The organism is Vreelandella neptunia, assembly GCF_034479615.1.
GTDB classification, from domain to species: Bacteria; Pseudomonadota; Gammaproteobacteria; order Pseudomonadales; family Halomonadaceae; genus Vreelandella; species Vreelandella neptunia.
The window spans coordinates 3,245,972-3,266,603 of the sequence record NZ_CP140255.1; the positions used below are offsets into that span (position 1 = coordinate 3,245,972).

Annotated in this window: 19 protein-coding genes; 5 read left to right on the forward strand and 14 right to left on the reverse strand. The window is 56.4% G+C overall.

The window, feature by feature from the left end; all coding sequences use genetic code 11:
• Nucleotides 1-184: 184 nt before the first annotated feature.
• The 12 genes from lpxL to SR894_RS15175 all read right to left on the reverse strand — a co-directional run bounded on the left by lpxL (nt 185) and on the right by SR894_RS15175 (nt 11,026).
• The gene (gene lpxL / locus SR894_RS15120) at nt 185-1,099 is read right to left on the reverse strand and encodes an LpxL/LpxP family Kdo(2)-lipid IV(A) lauroyl/palmitoleoyl acyltransferase (RefSeq protein WP_133729880.1); all 915 of its coding nucleotides are present in this window, start codon (nt 1,097-1,099) and stop codon (nt 185-187) included.
• Nucleotides 1,100-1,111: 12 nt separating this feature from the next.
• Nucleotides 1,112-2,212 carry an alanine racemase gene (gene alr / locus SR894_RS15125; RefSeq protein WP_133729879.1) on the reverse strand — a complete coding sequence of 367 codons (1,101 nt, stop codon included), beginning with the start codon at nt 2,210-2,212 and terminating at the stop codon, nt 1,112-1,114.
• Between the two features lie 232 nt (nt 2,213-2,444).
• Complete coding sequence (gene rpoS, locus SR894_RS15130; RefSeq protein WP_088698869.1) at nt 2,445-3,416, reverse strand: RNA polymerase sigma factor RpoS; 972 nt, start codon at nt 3,414-3,416, stop codon at nt 2,445-2,447.
• A gap of 166 nt (nt 3,417-3,582) precedes the next feature.
• Nucleotides 3,583-4,656 (reverse strand): peptidoglycan DD-metalloendopeptidase family protein, encoded by a 1,074-nt coding sequence (locus SR894_RS15135; RefSeq protein WP_133729878.1) that lies wholly within the window; start codon nt 4,654-4,656, stop codon nt 3,583-3,585.
• 6 nt (nt 4,657-4,662) lie between these two features.
• A complete protein-coding gene (locus tag SR894_RS15140) occupies nt 4,663-5,622 on the reverse strand; it encodes a DUF368 domain-containing protein (protein ID WP_133729877.1) in 960 nt (319 codons plus the stop codon).
• The gene (locus SR894_RS15145; protein ID WP_223288028.1) at nt 5,619-6,296 is read right to left on the reverse strand and encodes a protein-L-isoaspartate(D-aspartate) O-methyltransferase; all 678 of its coding nucleotides are present in this window, start codon (nt 6,294-6,296) and stop codon (nt 5,619-5,621) included. Before SR894_RS15145 ends, SR894_RS15140 begins: the two co-directional genes overlap by 4 nt.
• Nucleotides 6,283-7,029 carry a 5'/3'-nucleotidase SurE gene (gene surE, locus SR894_RS15150; RefSeq protein ID WP_133729875.1) on the reverse strand — a complete coding sequence of 249 codons (747 nt, stop codon included), beginning with the start codon at nt 7,027-7,029 and terminating at the stop codon, nt 6,283-6,285. The genes SR894_RS15145 and surE overlap by 14 nt, the downstream gene beginning before the upstream one ends.
• Nucleotides 7,030-7,139: 110 nt before the next feature.
• Nucleotides 7,140-8,174: a tRNA pseudouridine(13) synthase TruD gene (gene truD / locus SR894_RS15155; RefSeq protein ID WP_223288029.1), complete on the reverse strand. Its 1,035-nt coding sequence runs from the start codon at nt 8,172-8,174 to the stop codon at nt 7,140-7,142.
• On the reverse strand, nt 8,167-8,655 hold the full coding sequence (gene ispF / locus SR894_RS15160; protein ID WP_246638078.1) for a 2-C-methyl-D-erythritol 2,4-cyclodiphosphate synthase: 489 nt from the start codon (nt 8,653-8,655) through the stop codon (nt 8,167-8,169). The genes truD and ispF overlap by 8 nt, the downstream gene beginning before the upstream one ends.
• Nucleotides 8,656-8,671: 16 nt before the next feature.
• Nucleotides 8,672-9,379: a 2-C-methyl-D-erythritol 4-phosphate cytidylyltransferase gene (gene ispD / locus SR894_RS15165; protein WP_133729872.1), complete on the reverse strand. Its 708-nt coding sequence runs from the start codon at nt 9,377-9,379 to the stop codon at nt 8,672-8,674.
• Nucleotides 9,376-9,714, reverse strand: coding sequence for a cell division protein FtsB (gene ftsB / locus SR894_RS15170; RefSeq protein WP_133729871.1), 339 nt, complete (start codon nt 9,712-9,714; stop codon nt 9,376-9,378). The genes ispD and ftsB overlap by 4 nt, the downstream gene beginning before the upstream one ends.
• A 163-nt stretch (nt 9,715-9,877) precedes the next feature.
• A complete protein-coding gene (locus SR894_RS15175) occupies nt 9,878-11,026 on the reverse strand; it encodes a GNAT family N-acetyltransferase (protein ID WP_223288030.1) in 1,149 nt (382 codons plus the stop codon).
• A gap of 223 nt (nt 11,027-11,249) precedes the next feature.
• On the opposite strand from SR894_RS15175, the gene SR894_RS15180 reads away from it, so the two are divergent.
• The 4 genes from SR894_RS15180 (at nt 11,250) to SR894_RS15195 (ending at nt 17,547) form a co-directional block, all read left to right on the forward strand.
• Nucleotides 11,250-12,605, forward strand: a complete 1,356-nt coding sequence (locus SR894_RS15180) for an aldehyde dehydrogenase family protein (protein ID WP_223288031.1) — start codon at nt 11,250-11,252, stop codon at nt 12,603-12,605.
• An 88-nt stretch (nt 12,606-12,693) separates the two neighbouring features.
• Nucleotides 12,694-14,931, forward strand: coding sequence for an ATP-binding protein (locus SR894_RS15185; RefSeq protein ID WP_223288032.1), 2,238 nt, complete (start codon nt 12,694-12,696; stop codon nt 14,929-14,931).
• Nucleotides 14,928-16,694 (forward strand): two-component system response regulator, encoded by a 1,767-nt coding sequence (locus tag SR894_RS15190; protein ID WP_133729867.1) that lies wholly within the window; start codon nt 14,928-14,930, stop codon nt 16,692-16,694. Before SR894_RS15185 ends, SR894_RS15190 begins: the two co-directional genes overlap by 4 nt.
• Nucleotides 16,684-17,547, forward strand: coding sequence for a MurR/RpiR family transcriptional regulator (locus tag SR894_RS15195; protein ID WP_133729866.1), 864 nt, complete (start codon nt 16,684-16,686; stop codon nt 17,545-17,547). The genes SR894_RS15190 and SR894_RS15195 overlap by 11 nt, the downstream gene beginning before the upstream one ends.
• Nucleotides 17,548-17,718: 171 nt before the next feature.
• Here SR894_RS15195 and SR894_RS15200 read toward each other — a convergent pair whose 3' ends face one another.
• Both SR894_RS15200 and SR894_RS15205 read right to left on the reverse strand, forming a co-directional pair.
• Nucleotides 17,719-18,078, reverse strand: a complete 360-nt coding sequence (locus tag SR894_RS15200) for a RidA family protein (RefSeq protein ID WP_223288033.1) — start codon at nt 18,076-18,078, stop codon at nt 17,719-17,721.
• Between the two features lie 72 nt (nt 18,079-18,150).
• The gene (locus tag SR894_RS15205) at nt 18,151-18,636 is read right to left on the reverse strand and encodes an Lrp/AsnC family transcriptional regulator (protein WP_133729864.1); all 486 of its coding nucleotides are present in this window, start codon (nt 18,634-18,636) and stop codon (nt 18,151-18,153) included.
• 277 nt (nt 18,637-18,913) lie between these two features.
• Between SR894_RS15205 and SR894_RS15210 the strand changes: the two genes are divergently transcribed.
• Nucleotides 18,914-20,605, forward strand: a complete 1,692-nt coding sequence (locus SR894_RS15210; RefSeq protein WP_223288034.1) for a 2-isopropylmalate synthase — start codon at nt 18,914-18,916, stop codon at nt 20,603-20,605.
• The last annotated feature ends 27 nt before the right edge of the window (nt 20,606-20,632 follow it).

The window sequence follows — 20,632 nt, forward strand, 5'->3', positions numbered from 1 at the left end:
AAGCGACTTGTGGGAGGGCGCTTCAGCGCGCGAAGGGTGCCGAAGGCACCCCTTAGTGTCTTCCGGCTGGATGCCTGGATGGTCGCGAGCTAAAGCTGCCTTCCACGAGGGGCAGCTATCTAAGCCTGATGAAACAGCAGGCTGGCGAGTACAACTTGAAACCTACTGAATAGTTACCGAGTGGTTAATAAACCCTTGGCTCGCCTTCAGGGCGAGTCTTAAAACGTCGGTGTAGCCAGAGGTACTGCTCGGGATGCTTGCGAATGGCCAGTTCAATAAACTGGTTGACCCGCGTGGCATCGGCGACTTCATCACCACTGGGAAACCCTTCCAAAGCTGGCAAGCTTTCAATCGTATAAGTAACGTTATCCGGGTTGCGGTGAAACATCATAGGCACCACAGGTGCACCGGTCATACGCGCAAGCTTGGCCGTTAAGCGAATAGTGGCGGCCTGCTGGCCGAATAGCGGCGCGAATACGCTCACATCGCGACCAAAATCCTGATCCGGTGAGTACCACACCATGCGGCCCGCCTTGAGCTGACGCACAGCCCCACGCAGGTCGTAACGGTCAATCGCTACGCCAAAATTACGCTTTCTGGCGCGGGTCATAAAGCGCTCAAACAGCGGGTTGTTATGTGGGCGATAAACCGCATCGGCGGAGAAAAACAGTGCATGCAGAGCCCCCCCTAAATCGAGGGAAGAGAAGTGAACCCCCACAATGATCACACCTTTACCCTTGGCCTCAGCGCGAGCCATGTGCTCTTCACCGATGTAAGCGACACGATGGCGCAGGCTTTCGCCATCGCGACACCAGCCGGTTGCGGTTTCAATCAGGCCAATTCCATTGGCAATAAAAGTATCTCTGACAATCTGGTTCTGCTGTTCGGGGCTCTTTTCGGGAAAACAGAGCGCTATATTGGTTTCAGTGATATGGCGACGCCGTTTGGCAAAGCGCCAGGCGAGCAGCCCAAGCCCTTTGCCAATGGCCATTTTTAATCGCCAAGGCAACCAGGCAGCGATATACATGGCACCAATACCTAGCCATGTGGGCCAGTAACGCGGGTGGGCAAACGAGCGCGGGTAACGTGATTTCGACATGCAAACAACCGTTTAAGCAGAACGCCCATGATAACGCCGCGGCGCCCGGGGCAGTACCCCTGTTAGCAGCGTATAGCTGATGGTATCGCAGTAGCGGGCTACTTCATCCACCGACAACACCTCGCCGTTGCTGGCCCTACCCCACAGTACAACCTCGCTGCCAATCACGGCGTCGGGTACGTCCGTTACATCAACGGTCAACATATCCATGGAGACTTTACCGGCAATCGCGCAGCGTTGGCCGTTGACCAGTACCGGCGTGCCGTCGCGCGCATGACGGTCGTAACCATCGCCGTAGCCGCAGGCAACCACGGCAATGCGTGAACGCCGCGGTGCGCGCCAGCGCCCGCTATAGCCCACGGGCTCACCCTCTTCCAGCTCACGCAGGGCAATGATTTCCGAGCGTAGGGTCATCACCGGCTGCAGTTGCTGAGTAATTTCATTGGCAACTTCCAAGGGGTCGCTACCGTAGAGCATCACACCCGGCCGGTTCCAGTCGCCATGGGCCACGGGCCATGCCAGGGTGGCCGGTGAGTTGGCCAAACACAGCGGTGCTTTTAGCTCGCTAGCAAGGCCTTGTAGCCGGGACATTTGCTGGTTGAAGTAGCGGTTATCGCGGGAATCGGCGCTGGCAAAGTGACTCATAAGATGGAGCGAGGCCACGCTCGGCGCGGCGCTAAGCTGACGCCAGATGGCAGCGGCCTCGTCGATAGCGAAGCCCAGGCGGTGCATGCCGGAGTCAACTTTCAACCAGACGGGAATTGGCTTTTTAGGTGAAGCGGCTAGCAGAGCATCGACCTGCCACTGGCTGTGTACCGTGATCCAGAAGCCGTGGGTATCCACCAGCGGTAGTTCATCAGCGCTGAAAATGCCTTCCAACAGGATAATGGGCTGGGTAATGCCGCCCTCACGCAGGGTAAGCGCCTCTTCAATGCAGGCGACGGCAAACGCCGGGGCTAAGCTCTCCAGCGCCTGAGCGCAGGCCAGTGCGCCATGCCCATACCCATCGGCCTTGATCACTGCCACTGAGCGGCTTTGGGGCGCGCAGCGGCACGCCAATTGATAGTTGTGACGCAGAGCGTCCAGATCAATATCGGCCACAAGGGGGCGCATGAGGTGACTCACTTACAAAGTTTATAGAGGAAAAACATCAAATAGGTGCCTAGCTAAGCCAGGATTATAGTAGGTAGCATCGGTGCTCAGGGGAGGTTTCCGCGAGGGCGCTGTGAACCCTTCCCTGGGCGCTACTTTTGTCATCCATGACAAAAGACCCTCGCTTCAACCTCCCCTTCGCCCGGATACTAGGCGGTTTAACCAGCCGTCATTTTCCAGACCTGTTCGTCACTCAGGTTTCAAACAGCGCCTCTAAAGAAAGGCCCTGTTTTTCCAATGCACGGCGTAGTTTCTTGAGCGCTTCGACCTGGATCTGGCGCACCCGCTCACGGGTTAAGCCAATTTCAGCGCCCACTTCTTCCAGGGTGGCCGACTCGTGGCCTCGCAAGCCAAAACGGCGCACCACTACCTCGCGCTGTTTCTCGCTCAGCTCGTCTAACCACAAATCCACATGCTCCTTGACGTCACCATCCACCAAGCGTGCTTCAGGCCCCTGAACTTCATCGTCCGCCAGCGTATCGATCAGCGGCTTATCGCTCTCGCCCCCCATGGGGTAATCGACCGACGACACTCGCTCATTAAGGCCAAGCATCTTTTTGACCACATCAACCGGTTTATCAAGGTGATCGGCGATCTCTTCGGCAGTGGCTTCGTGGTCGAACTTCTGGGTTAATTCCCGCGCCGCCCGCAGGTAAATATTGAGCTCTTTGACCACATGAATGGGCAGGCGTATCGTCCGCGTCTGATTCATTAGCGCCCGCTCGATGGTCTGACGAATCCACCAAGTGGCGTAGGTCGAGAAACGGAAGCCACGCTCCGGGTCAAACTTCTCCACAGCACGAATCAGGCCCAAATTGCCCTCTTCGATCAAATCCAGCAGCGTCAAGCCACGGTTAAGGTAGCGGCGGGCAATCTTCACCACAAGCCGCAGGTTGGACTCAATCATCCGCGAGCGCCCTAGAGGGTCACCCTTACGCGCCAGGCGGCCGTAGTAAACTTCTTCTTCTGGTGTTAGCAGTGGCGAAAAGCCGATTTCGTTGAGGTAGATTTGCGTCGCATCCAAGCTTTGGGTCGATTGACGATCCTCGCGCCCTAGTGCTTTCTCGAAAGCGTCTTCTTCTACCGTGACATCATCAGTATCATCAAGCGCCTCCTCAGCAGCATCCAGGTCAACCTCCTGTAGATCTTTCTCCAACATACTCATGGCTTTACCCCTCGTTTGTCGCCTACCCGCCATTTAGAAAGTCAAAGGGGTGCGCTCTAGGACGCACACCATATTGTTATGTGACGATTGTTATATGACGCTCGAATGCAGCGATTCGGGCAACGTCCATGTTAAATGCTGACGGCTCACTCTCCCGGTGGGTGCCTTAGCGGGAGGGCAGAAAGTCCATGGGATCTTGCGGCTGCCCGTCACGGCGAACCTCAAAGTGTAATCTGACGTTTTCTGCATCGCTATCCCCCATTGTGGCAATGACCTCACCGGCCTCGACCACGTCATTTTCCTTGACCCGCAAGCTGTCGTTATGGGCATACGCACTTAGGAATTGATCGTTGTGCTTGAGAAGGATGAGGTTGCCGTAACCCCTGACGCCGCTGCCCGCATAGACCACGATGCCGGGGCCTGCCGCTTTAACAGGTTGCCCCTTTTCACCGGCGATATCAATCCCGGCAGTGATGCTATCACCCTGTCCAAATGCACCAACCACATTGCCATCTGCAGGCCACTGCCAAGCAATGGTTTCGGCGGGCGTATAGGTACGCGATGAGCGGTCTACGCTGGCACTTTGTGTGGCAGGAGCGGCTTCAGGCTGTGGTTCGGGTTCAGCTTCGGGCTCCGGTGCCGGCGCTTGTTCGGGCTCAGTTTGTTCGGGTTCTGATGATGGCTGAGGTTCAGGCTGCTCGGCGGGCTCAGGATCAGCCGCCGCGACCACTTCAGGCTGAGGTGTTGAGGACAGTTCATCAGCTTCTTGCTCTGCGGCATTGCGTTCAGCCGTGAGGCGCTGATTACGCTGAATCGCGGATTCATCGGGCAGCAACCAATCCAACTCCTGGTCATCACTCGCTACGGAAGCCGTCTGCGGGCTCAACCCGGTCGCCACGGCGCCGCCGCCACGTGAGGTATTCGACGCGGGCTGGTTACTGGCGGTTGATGCCGACCCAGCACCTTCACGCAGGGCAATCGTTTGCCCTGGCCGAATTTGGTAGGGCGGATCAATGTTATTCATTGCCGCGAGCTGGCGATAATCCAAATTATGCTGCCACGCAATGCCATACAAGGTATCGCCTGCTTTCACTGTGTACTGGGGCGAGTTTTCCACCGCTTGGCGAGCTTGGCTTAAATCCCGCACCTGGGGGCTCCCGCCCTGCTGGCTGGCACAGCCAGCAATTGCGAGTCCCAGCGCCGACAACATCAGTACTTTAGGTAGATAACCTTTACGCATACAAACCTACTCCTTTTCAGCGCCAAGCTGGGTATCGATTGGCCGACGATCCGCATGTCGGTTGAGTAACACGACAATGAGGGCTCCCACGGCCATTAGCGCGACAACACCGGCCACTTGTGCCGAAGCACCGGTCAATACGGCATAGTCAGCGGGCAATAAATAGCGGTACTCCAGAGGAATCATTTGCCCTTCTGGCCCTATTTGGTAGCGTAACAGCTCGCGCCATGGCCAGAGAACCGGCAGCGAACCGGCAATAAACCCCAATAGCAGTTGCATCGTCGGGGTGTGGTGGCGCCGTAACAGCCACGACAGCAGCCGTGAAAACAGCGCTAAGCCCACCATACAGCCCATGCCAAACAGCACAATAATGCCCAGGTCCAAACTGCGAATTGCGCCCATGATGGTGCCGTAGAGACCCATGGTCAGCAACAGAAAGCTGCCTGAAACACCCGGCAGTAGCATGGCGCTAATGGCGATACAGCCTGCCACCATCACTACCAGTGCTTCATTACCTATTAATAACACCAGCGGCATCATGCCGGGCAATGCTTGTGCTAGCACTAGCCCCACCAGTAGCGGCACTAGATACCACAGCTTCCAGCCGTTGCTCGCCTGTCCTACCACCAATGCAGAGGCAGCTACCAGGCCAAAAAAGAAACCATCCAACAGCAGCGGGTGTGCTTCCATCAACCAGAGCGCTAAATGCGCCACGCTAAACAGGCTAACCGCTACCCCCGCCAATAGCGGTACCAGAAAGGCGAGATTCAAATGGTTACTAAGAGCCCGCCAGCCACCGCGGCGCCAAGCGCCAATAGCGCTGGGGCCAAACTGTTTGATCGTGTTGATCAGCTCTTCATAAATACCGCTAATAAACGCAATCGTTCCTCCCGACACGCCGGGCACAGCGTCGGCGGCGCCCATCCCTGCGCCTCGTAAAAATATTCCCAAAGGTTGCCGCTTCAATCCACTACTCCTTGCAGTAAGGGTACAAAGCGCACGGGCTCAAGCCGACGCTTTTCAAAGGCACTGCCGATACGCTTTACCTGAGTAAGCCACTGGCTACCATCAGGCTCTTCCAACGGGGCAATTAGCACCCCGTCATGGCTCAATTGTTCTAGCAGCGCTGTAGGCAACGTCTGGGCACAGGCGGTTAGCAAAATAACGTCGAACGGCGCGGCCTCAGGCCAACCGTAGCCGCCGTCCGCCACCGCCAGTGTGGCAGGTGCTGCTAGCCGCCTTAACCGTTCCGCCGCACGCTCGTATAACGCACCAATGCGCTCAATGGAGTAGAGCTCTTCTACCAACCGCGACAGTATCAAGGTCTGATAGCCAGACCCTGTGCCCAGCTCCAGTACCCTGCGCGGCCCGGCACGCAGCACGAGCTCGGTCATGCGCGCTACGATAAAAGGCTGCGACAGCGTTTGGCTAAAGCCAATCGGTAGCGCGGTATCTTCGTAGGCGCGATGGGCCAACGCTTCATCAACAAACAAATGACGCGGCTCGCTGGCCATGACTTCCAGCACCCGGGCATCGCTGATGCCCTGCTGCATGAGGCGCTCCACCATGCGGTCACGGGTACGCTGGGAGGTCATACCGCGACCGCGCAGCTCTCCTGGAGAGATATCAGGCAAAAACATCCAACCATTCCTGCACATCGTTAAGCGCGGGGTGCCGCGTTAGGTCTGTTTGTAGGGGAGTAATCGACACATAGCCTGCCTCGACGGCAGCAAAATCGGTATCATCCCCGTCATCGGCATTGGCCGCTACGGGTGCAATCCAGTAGCGCGTACGCCCCCGCGGGTCTTTAACCGCTAACGGTTTCTCGGCTGGCCCACGATAGCCTAAGCGAGTCACTTTAACGCCTTTAATTTCCTCCCAGGGTACATCGGGCACATTGACATTCAGCAGTGTTCGCGGCGGTAGCGAGAGCTGATCCGCCGCGCCAATCAAGGTGGCAGCTACCCTGGCGGCCGTCGCAAAATGGCGCTCGCCACACAGCGACATGGCAATCGCCGTCATACCCAAATTGCGCCCCTCCATCGCCGCCGCGACGGTGCCTGAATAGAGCACGTCGTCACCCAGGTTACTGCCGTGATTGATGCCTGAGATGACTAAATCGGGTTTTTCGTCCCATACACCATGAACGCCCAAATAGACGCAGTCAGCGGGCGTGCCATCGACGCTGTAAAAGCCGTTATCCAGCGGCGTCAACGAGAGTGGCCGTGACAAAGTGAGCGAGTTGCTGGCACCACTACGGTCTCGGTCAGGAGCCACTACGCGAATATTGGCATGGGCCAACAGCGCATCGTGCAGCGCACGCAGTCCCGGCGCGTGCACACCATCATCATTTGAAAGCAGTAGTCGCCGCATGGCGGGTCTCCTTGATCATAAGCTCGTAACGTGGCGGCTTATATCCATCACTTTTACTAACCTCTAAGCCTGATGAGTTATACAGCACTAACGGCTGAATCCACCCACGGCTATCCGTTCGTTAACATCAGCTCACCCAGCACGGCAGTGGCAAAGCTACCCCGAGGCAGTGAAAACGAAAGTCGGGCGGCGCCAGGCTCCCAAGCAAGCTGGGGTTCCAACAGTCGCATACGAAGTGCCCGGCGCGCCTGCTTTACTCCGCTGTGCTCTAAGCCATTGCACAGGCCAGGGTAGTACTCCAGTAGACGAGCTTCATAGTCAGCGGCGTCGCCCTGGTCTGCTTCACCAACGCCCCAAAGAACCCCAGTAGGATGCACATCCAGTTCAGCGGCGCGGGCCTGAAGCGTCGGATCGGAGGCATCGATACGAAACACGCTTTGCGTGCCGTCCAGCATCAACGTATCGCCCGCCAGCGGCTGCGACCAGGTGCCATCCACAATGCGTGCGCTGAGCAGTTCGTTAAACAAAAAACTGCGCGCCGTGGAGAGCATCATACCCTGGCGATCATCGCGTTTGCGCCAACCTCGGTTAAGTAATGCTTCGGCACGCTGAAGATTGCGCCCTTCAGGCCCAAAGCGCTGAGGGCCAAAATAGTTAGGCACGCCATGCTGACAAAGCGTTTCCCAGCGGCTAATAAAGTCTTCACTTTCAATGGCCTCACCGCTCAGGCGCAACACAAAACGGTTTGTGCGGTGCACGCCTCGCTTCAACTTACGTGGGTGGCGCGCCTGTTCTACGACAGTGATCCCCAGCGCATTAAGCGAATGCTCAAGTTCAGGGGGCGCGTCACGGCCGGGCAGATGCACGCTCAGCCACTGGCGTGTGACGGCAATGCGGTCTTTCATGCCGGAGTAACCAATATCACGGGGCGTTACGCTACAAAGCCGACTTAATGTCTTGACGACATCTAACGTGGTTTGATTACGCTTTTCAACTCGCAGCCACAGATGTTCCCCGTGTGCTTCAGGGGTAAAATCAAGCTGCTCATCGACCCAAAAATCTTCCGGCTGGGCACGGTACTGGCCCGGTTTAGGCGGGTCAAACTGTGCGTCTAGACAGCGCTGCCACTCCGGCATATTAATCATTAAGCGCCTCAGCACGGTTAAGCAGCACCACCGCCTCCGCGGCGATGCCTTCACCGCGCCCGGTGAAACCTAATCGTTCAGTGGTGGTGGCTTTAACATTGACTTGACCAAGCGCGACCCCTAGATCAGCGGCGATGACTTCCCGCATTGCATCGATATGAGAGGCCATTTTAGGTGCTTGGGCCATCAGCGTGGCGTCTATATTGACCACTCCATAGCCCTGTCCTTGAATAAGCGTGACCACATGACGCAGCAGCTCGCGGCTATCAGCCCCCGCCCACGTCGGGTCAGTATCGGGAAAATGGCGGCCAATATCGCCCAGCGCACAGGCGCCCAACAGTGCATCGCTAATCGCGTGAAGCAGCACATCGCCGTCGGAGTGGGCCACAAAGCCCTGTTCAAACGGTAGCTTAACGCCACCGATCATTAAATGATCGCCGGGGCCGAAGCGGTGTACATCGAATCCGTGGCCGATACGCATTATAAGCTCCTAGTGATTAAAGCCCGTCAGGCGTGTGAGCGGCTTGCGCCGCCAAAATCGCGGCTGCCAGCGCTAAGTCGTCCGGATGGGTAATTTTCAGGTTGTCGCGCCGCCCGCTTACTAACTGCGGACGCTCGCCCAAGGCTTCAACCGCCGAGGCTTCATCGGTTACCAGCGTTTGCTGCTGGCGGGCGGTTTCTAGGGCTCGCCGCAGCAGCGCATAGCGAAAGCCTTGGGGCGTTAGCGCATGCCACAAGCCATCCCGGGGTTCGGTTCGCGCACTCAGGCACTGGTTATCGGCGCGCTTCATGGTATCCGCCACCGGCATCGCCAAGAGTGCGCCTGCGGGGTGGGTTGCGGCGGCTTGATACAGCGCCTGAAGATCATCCACGGTGATACAGGGGCGGGCCACATCATGCACCATCACCACATCATTATCGTCGGCTGCCATGGCGTGCAGCGCATTTAACACGCTGTCCATTCGTTCGTTGCCACCCGACACGCGTTGCCAAGTAATGAAAGGCACCCAGTGTGGCGAAAACCAACGATCGTCGTTATCTAAACAGAGCACCAAGCGAGCATTCGGAAAGGCGCGGTGAAGACGTGCCAAGGTATGCGCCAGCACCGGCTGCTCGTCGGCCAAAGCCAAGTACTGTTTGGGCTTGTCGGCCCCCATACGGCGGCCTTGACCCGCCGCGGGAACAATTAACCAGGTTTGGCTCACTGCGGCGGCTCCTGGGGAGCGACCAGACCCGCATTAATACCGATCAGCTCATTCTCAATCGCCACACCAGGCACCCAGAAAAACTGCTCGTCGGTGCGTACCATACCCATATCGCTGCGGGCACGCTCCTCGATGGCGTCCAACCCGGTTTTTAAGTCCGTCACTTCGGCCGCCAGCCGCGCATTGCGCTCGCGCATGGGCACATTGGCCGCCTCTTGCACCGCGACCCGCTGCTCCACGTGCTGTAAATCGCGCCAGCCGCCGTTGCCTAACCACAGCTCGTACTGAAGCAGCGCCAAGACAGCGAGCAATGTCATCACTAACCATTTGCGCATCACGGCACTCCCTGGAAATATTGGCTGGTGAAAAAGCCCTGGTTTGATCAAAAGCTGCGTTGATTCGCAAAAGAGCGCTTATTGGCGCGCATTATGCCATCAAGGCGCAGCACCAGCGAGCCGCGCATGATTTAAATAACAGCTTAAATGACAGCTTAAATAACTACTTAAATGGCAGCGCTTGGTGGGCTGCATCGCGGTAGGCGCTAACATGCTCGCCCTCTTCATGACAAAACTGGGCAACACCGGCAGCTAGCCCAGGATGGCGAATATAGTGCAGCGAGCGCACGCGCTGGGGTGCAAACCCACGCACCAGCTTGTGCTCGCCCTGGGTGCCTGGATCAAACAGCGTTAAGCCACGCTGCAAGCAGTACTCAATGCCTTGGTAGTAACACGCTTCAAAATGCAGACAATCGGCGACGACTTCGCTCCCCCAGTAGCGCCCATAGAGCGTGCTGCTGCCACGAAAATAGAGCGCGGCCGCTACCGGGCGCTCTTCAACGTAGGCTTGTACCAGCACCAGCGCTTCAGGCATGGTTTGGCGCAGGCGCTCAAAAAAGTCGTGGTTTAAATAAGGCGGTCTGCCGCGCTCATGATAGGTAATCGCATAGCAGCGATAGAAATGCGCCATATCCGCTGATGTAATCGCATCGCCTTCTAAACGCGAGACCTTTAATCCTTGCTCGGCGACCAAGCGACGCTCGCGCTTGATCATTTTGCGCCGTTTAGAGGTCAGGCTGGCTAGAAAGCCCTCAAAATCACCAAAGCCTCGATCACGCCACTGAAACTGTACCCCTTCACGGGTGATCAGTTCCGGGCACTGGGCCTGCCAGGCGTTGACGTCCGCTTCATCGGCAAACAGCAAGTGCCAGCTAGACAGACTGAGACTTTCACACTGCTCGCGCCAGGCATCGGCCAACATAGTACGCACGGCACTGGCATCGGCGTGCTGGGCGATTAAAGTACGCGCGCCTGGCACCGGCGTGAACGGTATCGCGCTGAGGGCTTTGGGGTAGTAGCGGCCACCGGCGCGCTCTAGTGCATCTGCCCAGCCCCAATCAAACACATACTCACCGTAGGAGTGGTGCTTGCGGTACATGGGTAGCGCTGCGACCAACTGCTCGCCTTGCCATACACTTAGGTGGCAGGGCTCCCACCCCGTGGCTTCACTGACAGAGCCGCTTGCCTCTAGGGCGTGTAAAAACGCGTGTCGTAAAAAGGGCTGATCATCATCGACCAGTGAGTCCCACTGGCTTGCCGTAACGGCCTCAATGGTGGGTAGAATAGTGATCGACAGTGGGGATAACGGCATAGCACCTTTCCGAGTGTGTGGGGCTAAAAGGCCACTTTACACTAACTGTTTATATAAACCGTTTACACTAACCATCTACACCGATGTCTAAATCAATTGGCTAAATCAACTGGCTAAATCAACGAGCTATGCCAACTAGCTATGCCAACGAAAACAGATACGGCGATTGAACTGCAGTATTTAACGTTAACGCCACGCCGGTAACGGCATATGAGGAGAGGCCATGACGCGCGATCTGACGGGTGACTTTCAAACGCAGCGCCAAGCTGCCGACCAAATGCCCTACCTAACGCTAACGGAGCGTCGTGACCGGCTGGCCCGATTAGCGCGTATGACCAAGCATCACCAGCTAGAGATTATCCGCGCGATTCAAACGGATTTTGGTCAACGCAGCGATGTAGAAATACGCATAGCTGAAATCAGCGCGGTGCTCCATGCCATTCGTCATACCAGGCTGCATCTATGGCGCTGGATGCGCCCTTGGTCGGTTAGCATCCCGTGGCGGTTAATGCCTGCCCGGGCACGCATCGCGCCGCAGCCGCTGGGCGTGGTCGGCGTGATGTCACCCTGGAATTACCCCTGGAGCTTGGCGCTAATGCCGATAGTGGATGCATTTGCTGCGGGCAATGTGGTGATGCTTAAACCCAGCGAGCACTCCCCCGCTACCAGCGCCCTACTGCAACGGCTGGTGCCGCAATACTTCACCCCTGAAGAACTCAAGGTCATCGAAGGCGATGTAGAGGTGGCGCGTCTTTTTAGCGCTTTGCCATTCGATCACCTAGTGTTCACCGGCTCCAGCGCGGTAGGTCGGCAAGTGGCCCAAGCAGCCGCGGCGAATTTGACTCCAACGACGCTTGAGCTAGGCGGTAAGTCGCCCGCCATCGTGGCAGGCGATGCGGATTTCGATAAAGCGGCTGCGGATATTATTTTTGGTAAAGGCATGAACGGCGGGCAAACCTGTATCGCCCCCGACTACGTGCTGGTTGAGAGCCGCCATATTAGTGCCTTGATTAAAGCATTGAGCGAGGCTATTCAACGGCAGCGCCCCGACGACCATGCAGCCACCCACGCGATTAACGCGGCCCACCAACAACGGCTAGATGCCATGCTGCAAGAAGCCCAAGACCACAGCTGCAGAGTCATTGATCACGGTGCTTATGCCCCAGCACTGATTATCGACCCCCACCAGGGGCTCCAGATGATGCGCGAAGAGATTTTTGGCCGCTGTCTACCGGTCATTGGCGTTAGCGATATGTCAGCAGCAATACGTTATGTGAACGCCCGCCCTCATCCGTTAGCACTGTATGCCTTCACAAATGATAAGGGCTTACAGCAGCAGTTACTGCAAACGACGCGCTCTGGCGCGCTGGTGTTTAATGCCACGCTGCTTCATCACGCCGTTCCTTCACTGCCTTTTGGCGGCATCGGCGAGAGCGGTATGGGTGCCTACCACGGCCGTCATGGTTTTGAGCGTTTTAGCCATTTGCGTGGTGTCTTCTATCAGGCTAAGCGCTCTGCTAGCCGCATGCTTTATCCGCCTTACCGGCGCTGGCTAATAAAACTTATAGGGCTTGGCTAAAGCTTGTGGGCTAATGTCCGATATTTAATTACCTATCAGCCTAACGACCTTATAGGATGTTTTATTAATCCCCAGCTTTGGAAAGGCTATGCACGCCCCAGACACTCCTCATAATGAAACACAGCGCCTGGCGGCCTTGCATACTCTACAGGTACTCGATACGCCTCAAGACACGGCTTTTGAGCGCTTGACGCAACTGGCCCGTGACTTGTTCGATGTGCCCATTGCCTTAGTATCGTTAGTGGATAAAGAGCGCCAGTGGTTTAAATCGCACCTGGGTCTCGATGTATGCGAAACCAACCGGGACTTCTCGTTCTGCGCTCATGCCATCGCCCACGACGCTCCGTTAATGATTGCAGACACCCATAAAGACGAGCGCTTTGCAGACAACCCTCTGGTCATTGACTCACCAAATATCCGCTTTTACGCAGGCTACCCACTACGGCCACTGGATGACATGGCCATTGGCACTCTGTGTATCATTGACCAGCAGCCTCGTCAGTTCAGCGAACGTGATTTAAAGCTACTTGGCAGTTTAGCGGGTCAGGCTGAAGAGCTACTTCGCCTACACAAGCTTCAGCTGGAACTAGCCCACACCGCCCACCGGATGCATAAAGAGCAGAAACTGCTCAAAATTCTCCATCAAGGCATTACGGATTATCCAGCGCTGATGTCGGGAAAACAGTTGTGGGTATTTCTAATGGAGGCACTGCGAGAGCTGACCGATAGCGACTACGCGCTGATAGGTGAAGTGCTACCTACCAACACCACCAATGCCCTTAAAATTCATGCCATCACAGACCTGTCATGGAGTGAGAAGTCGCGCAACCTGATGGAGCGGCTGCGCAGCGGCGATATGACCCTCACCAACCCTAAATCGCTGCTTGGCAACGTATTTGCGAATGGTGAAGTGATCATGACCAATGATGTTTATAATCATGTCAAACGTGGCGGCTTCCCTCCGGGGCATCCGCCACTGCATAACTACCTCGGCGTGCCTATTTTTAGCGGCGAACGGTTGATCGGCATGTACGCTATTGCCAACAGCAAACAGCCGCTGAATCAAGCGCTGCTGGATTGGCTTCAGCCGTTTACCGATACCTGCGCACTGCTGATCAATCTTTATAGCCAAATGGCCGAGCGTGAACAGGTCATGGGCGATCTGGCTGCCGCTCGAGACCAGGCGGAAACCGCCAGCCGGGCGAAAAGTGAATTTCTCTCGTCCATGAGCCACGAGCTACGCACACCACTCAATGCCATCATCGGTTTTGCTCAAATACTGGCCAATAGCCGCCGGGAACCGCTGGGCGATAAGCAGCATCGCCAGGTCTCCCAAATCGAGAGAAGCGGCCAGCATCTGCTTAGCCTAATTAATGAAGTGCTGGATTTGGCCAAGATCGAAGCAGGCCATATGACGCTCTCCATCGAACCGATTATTCTCGCCAACGTGTTTAACGACGCCTGCTCCACCCTGGAAGCCAGCGCCGAGGCGGCAGGCATTCGTTTTTGCTACACCTCGCCCAATGATCAGTGGCAGGTTAACGCCGACTACACACGCACCAAACAGATACTGTTAAACCTGCTCTCCAATGCGATTAAGTACAACGGTGCCAACGGCTCAATCGATATTACCGTGGCCCACTTAGTCGACCATGTACGCATCAGCGTAACGGACACCGGCCCTGGCATTGCCCCTGAACGTCAGCACGAGCTTTTTGAACCCTTTAATCGTCTTGATGCAGAAGGCGGCAGCATAGAAGGCTCCGGTATTGGCCTGGCGATTACCCGCGAGCTAGTCGAGCGTATGAACGGAGAAATGGGCGTCGATAGCCAGCTCGGCCAAGGCGCTACCTTCTGGTTTACCTTGCCTACGGCTAACGCAGATGCCACCGCTGACGAAGCCCCTCCGCCCCATTGGCTTCATACCCAGCCCAGCAACGCCTTTATGCTGCTCTATATTGAAGATAACCCCGCCAATCAACGGCTAATGGAAGATATTATCGAAGAGATAGGCGACATCAAGCTGCAAATTGCGCCCAGCGCTGAAATTGGCCTGGAAATAATGCGCCACTGCTCGCCTGCTCTGGTATTAATGGATATCCATCTGCCGGGCATGAACGGCTATCAGGCATTGGAAGCGATGCGCCGCGACCCACAGTTGCAAACGTTGCCGGTGGTTGCCCTCTCTGCCAACGCCATGCCTGGCGACATCAAGCGCGGTTTGGAAGCGGGCTTTAACGCCTACCTCACCAAACCGCTTGAACTTGATAAACTAAAAGCCACCGTCGCTCAGTTTATTCAGACTGCGTCAGGGAAGGAGCCATGAGCCTTACTGAAAAACACCTATTAATAGTGGATGACAGCACGATTAACATCGAGCTCATGTTTGATCTTCTTGACGAGTATGGGTTCGAGAATATCCACGGGATCAACGACCCCCGTGAGGTGCTACCCCACTGCCAGCGCCATTTGCCGGATCTACTGCTGCTGGATATTCGCATGCCGCATTTAGACGGCTACGCGGTCATTGAACAGCTCAGTACATATTTTGCCGAGCAGATGCCACCGATCATTGTGCTTACCGCACAAATTGATGACGTTACTCGCCAGCGCGCCCTCACTATGGGGGTACGTGATTTCATTACCAAGCCGTTTAAGCAGGATGAAGTCTTACAGCGCATCCGTAATACCTTAAACATTGAGCACCGCTACCAGGTGCGCGAGAAGCAGGTCGACACTCTCGAGCTTATGGTTGCCAAGCGCACCCAGGAGTTAGACCGCCAGTCTCGCACCGACCCCATTACCCAGCTACCCAACCGCCGTGGGTTAAGCCAAGCGCTGCACGCTGCGGCCCTCCAGGGTTCGGGCACGGGGCTACTGTTTATCGCTATTGATAAGCTCGATGATGTGGTGCGCTTGCACGGCTACCGAGTCGCCGATCAGCTACTGAGTTTCATTAGCCAACGGCTTAGGCAACAGCTCGACGCCGAATGTCTGCTTGGACTATGGGGAGGAAGCGAGCTGCTGGTCATTACCCCCACGGCGAACCCCACTCAACTGCTGCACTTGGCCGGGCAACTGCTCGAGTGCTTCGAGCAAGATCAAGCGCTGGAGGAGCTGTTGCTGCCCCTCAGCGCACGTATCGGCATTAGCGCCGAAACAGGCTATTTTGAGACTGAACGGTTGGTGCATATGGCCGCGTTGGCATTGCCACCATTGGAATCGCTCAAGGTTCAGTACTACACCCCCGCGCTCGAGACCAAGCAGCGGCACCGACTACATATTCAGCAGGCGATCCGTGGCGCCACCGAACGTGGCGAGATGTCGCTCGCCTTCCAGCCCAAACTATCGCTGGCTGACCACAAGATTCTCGGCGCGGAAGCGCTACTACGCTGGCAGCATCCGGAGTTTGGATTTATCTCCCCTGGTGAATTTATTCCGCTGGCCGAGGCCAGCGGTGATATTCTCTGCATAGGCGATTGGGTGCTGGATGAAGCCATGCGCTATATCAGCACCTGGCGGGCACAAGGGTTGCTCAACGACGATTTTCATATTGCGGTGAATGTGGCCGCTCGTCAGCTGAGCCGTAAGGACTTTGCCCAACAGCTGCTTGCTCGCCTTGAGCAGCAACAGATTCCCGAGCGTTTCCTGGCCCTGGAAGTGACCGAGTCGGGGCTGGTGAGCGATATGAATCACGCTCGTCAGCAGCTTGCCCAATTGGCCGACATGAATATCGCCGTCGCCATCGATGATTTTGGCACCGGCCAATCGTCGCTGGCGTATATTAAGACGCTGCCTTTCTCGACGCTCAAAATAGATCGCGCCTTTGTGATGGACTTGGAAACCAGCGCGATCGACCGCCAACTGGCCCATACCATTACCCAGCTTGCCCATAGCGTGGGCTGCGATGTGGTGGCAGAAGGCATCGAGACTTCGGCCCAGGCGGCCTATTTAAGCTCTATCGGCTGTGAAGCTGCGCAAGGTTACTTCTACGCCCGTCCGCTGCCTGCTGAGGCATTTGTGTCCTGGTGCAGCGAATGGAAACCGCTTTTTTCTACCACTCACACGGAGACCGTTAATGGCTCATGACTTACTTGACCGCTTACGCGAACGTTTAGAAGAACTCAACCGCTCGGAGCGTAAAGTCGCCAATGTAATTCTTGAAGACCCAACGGTCGCCACCAGTCTAAGCATTGCCAGTCTGGCCCAGGCGGCTAGCGTAAGCGAACCCACGGTTAACCGTTTTTGCCGTAACTTTGGCGCCAAGGGCTATCCCGATTTTAAAATCAAACTGGCCCAGAGCTTAGCCGGTGGCACGCCCTATGTGACCCGCGCGGTGGAGCCCGGAGACACTGCCACCCAGTACACCCACAAAATTTTTGGCGCCACCATCGCCGCCCTCGACGAAGCCCAGCGCGAAATCGACATGGGCGCCGTCGAGCGTATGGTCGACTACCTCACCCAGGCCAAGCAGATCCACATTTTTGGCTTGGGCGCCTCCGGCGCGGTGGCCCAGGATGCCCAGCACAAGTTCTTCCGCTTCAACCTGCCGGTGATGGCCTACATCGATGTGCTGATGCAGCGTATGGTCGCCGCCGCTTGCCACACGGGGGATGTGGTGGTGATTATCTCCTACACCGGGCGTACGCGGGAGCTGGTGGATATCGCCCGTTTAGCGAGGGATGCCGGAGCCGTGGTTCTCGGTATCACCGCACCCAACTCACCTCTGTCTAGCGAGTGTACCGCCACCCTGGAGGTCGCTACCCCCGAAGACACCGACCACTACATGCCGATGACCTCGCGGGTAATTCAATTAACGCTGATTGATGCGCTGGCCACTGGGGTAACCTTGAGGCGTGGTGAAGACTTCTTACCCCACCTCAAGAAAATCAAAGACAGCCTGCGCGACACCCGCTTTCCGGTGGAAAAGCCTGGGAAGTGAACATGTTTGGATAGCTAATTGGTAAGGTGACGAGGGCAGGTTTCCGCGAGGGCGCTGTGAACCCATCCCTGGGCGCTACTTTTGCCATCCCTGGCAAAAGACCCTCGCTTCAACCTGCCCTCGTCCCCTAGAGATATGGCCATAAACTTTTAAGCGCTAAAGGATCAGCCGTTAGTGGCTCACCGCGGCAGTCACCGTAATTTCCACTTTAAGCTCATCGGCGGGCATGGGCGCGCAGACGCATGTGCGCGCCGGTGCGTAGCCTGCGGGCACCCAGGCATCCCACACCTCGTTCATAGCGGCAAAGTCACCGCCTTCTTTCAGGTAGATCGTCGCGCTAAGTAGCTGCTCACGGCTTGAACCAATCTCTTTTAGTAGCGCATCCACCCGCGCCAGCATACTTTCCGTTTGAGCAGTAACGTCGCCCTCGCGGGCCTCGGGGCCAGCCACTTGGCCGCATAGATAGGCTACACCCTGGTGAATCACCGCGCGGCTCATGCGGGCTTTTGTATCGTGGCGCTGAATAGCCATAGGGAAAACTCCTAGTGGGTTTAAGAAAAGCAGTCTAAACCGCTTAGCTTCTCCTTGACTACGCCTTCTTTATCAAAGCCGATCTGTCGGCACAGGCCGATGCTCAAAGACCCGCCGGAGCACAAAGCTGGTATGCGCGCCGGTAACACCCTCGATGCGGTTAATCACATGCAGCAGCAGGTGTTGGTAGTCGTCCATGTCGCGTACCAGGATTTTGAGCTGAAAATCCGCCGCCTGTCCGGTAATGATCAGGCACTCGATGACGTTGGGTATCTCACGAATATGGCGCTCAAAATTATCGAAACGCTCCGGCGTATGCTGATCCATGGAGATATGCAGCAGCGCCATTAACTGATAGCCCAGTTGGCGGGAATCGACCTCCGCGCGGTAGCCCAGTATTAGGCCGTGCTCTTCCAGGGCCCGCACCCGACGCAAACAGGGCGAAGGCGAAAGTCCGATGCGATCAGCCAACTCCTGATTACTGATACGCCCCTCCTGCTGCACAATATCCAGGATATGACGATCAAATCGATCAAGCGACAGCGGCATTACGGCCATGGAAAGCAGCTCCTACCAATAAAAACAAATTATACGACATTTAATGTCAATTATTGGCGATAACACTACATTTTCGCAATAACCTTTCGTCACGATCCGCATACACTATATCAAGTACGAGATAGTTCGTAAGAGATAGTCCGTAAAAGACAGCCCAGTACGACAAGCGTCATTGCCACAAGCAGCCCCTTAAGGTGCCTCACCCTGGCACTTCTGCAACGCGGCATACGCCACAAGCGGCCGCTTTTAACAACTCATCGCCATTAGGAAGCTCACCATGTCTGCTTTTGATCATCGCAAATATCGCCCTGCGCCCCGTGTGCCTACCTTCAATCGCCAATGGCCGGACCGTGATCTGGATCACGCCCCGATCTGGGTGAGCGAAGACCTACGCGACGGCAATCAGGCGCTGCTTGAGCCGATGACCGTTGAGCAAAAGCAGCGCTTCTGGCAGCAGATCGTTAAAGTGGGCATTAAAGAAGTCATGGTAGGCTTTCCTTCGGCCAGCCAGCCCGACTACGACTTCGTGCGCTGGTTGATCGAAGAGAATCAAATTCCCGATGACGTCACCATTGCGGTGCTGGTGCAGTGCCGTGAACACTTGATTGAGAAGACCTTTGCCTCGTTGGTGGGCGCCAAGCGCGCCATTGTTCACCTGTATAACTCTACCTCCACCATTCAGCGCGAGCGGGTGTTCGAGATGGATCGTGCCGGGATTGTCGATATCGCGGTACAAGGGGCTACCTGGGTCAAAACCTACGCCGATCAATACCCCGACATTGAGTGGTGTTTCGAGTATACCCCGGAAAGTTTTTCCAGCACCGAGATCGATTTCTCGCTGGAGATCTGCGAAGCGGTGATGGATGTGTGGCAGCCGACGCCAGAGAATAAATGCATTCTCAACCTGCCCACCACGGTGGAAGTGGCCGGGCCGCACCATCACGCCGACCAGATTGAGTACTTTTGCCAGCACATCAGCCGCCGTGACAGCGTGATTATCTCGGTGCACACCCACAATGACCGCGGTGGCGCCGTAGCCTCTGCCGAACTCGCCCTGTTGGCCGGCGCCGAACGAGTCGAGGGCACCCTGCTGGGCAATGGCGAGCGCACGGGCAATATGGATATCGTCACCCTGGCGATGAATCTCTACAGCCAGGGCATCGACCCTGAACTGGATCTATCCAATCCGGATGAAATCATTCAGGTAGTCAACGAGTGCACTGGTATCGCTATACACCCGCGCCACCCCTGGGTGGGCGAGATGGTCTACACCGCTTTCTCGGGTAGCCACCAGGATGCGATTCGTAAATCCCTCAAGCATCAAAAGCCTGACGAGCCTTGGCAAGTGGCTTATCTGCCCATCGACCCCCACGATATCGGCCGCGACTATCAGGCGGTGATTCGCGTCAATAGTCAGTCCGGCAAGGGCGGCATGGCTTTCCTGCTTGAGCGGGATTACGGCATCAATCTGCCGCGCTGGATGATGCTGGCCTTGGCGCCTTACGTGCAGCAAGAGAGCGAAAAACGCGCCAGCGAACTATCCAGTGAAATGATTCGTCAGGTGATGTTCGACAATTTCACCCAGGAAGCGCCCTTATCTCTTGTGGATTACCAGCTCTCCAAAGGCCAGCAGGAAGGCATTGAGCTGACGCTGAAACAGGGTGACGAAACGCTGCGCCTTTCTGGCAAGGGCAACGGCGCGATGTCGGCGTTTACCGATGCGTGGCAACGCCACTCCGGCAGCAGTGTAGGGATTATCGATTACAGCGAGCATTCGCTGGGTGCCAGCAGTGAAGCCAATGCCATCGCCTTCGTTCAGCTCAATATCGATGGCCAGCGGCTCTGCGCAGTGGCCGAAGATAGCGACACCGTGAGTGCATCGCTCAAGGCGCTGCTGTCAGGTATTAACGCAACGATTAATCCTGGTCAGACAACTGAGCAGCAGCAAGAAGCTGCCGCCGAAGCGTAAAAAGCTTGGCTATAAGGAGCAGGGGCT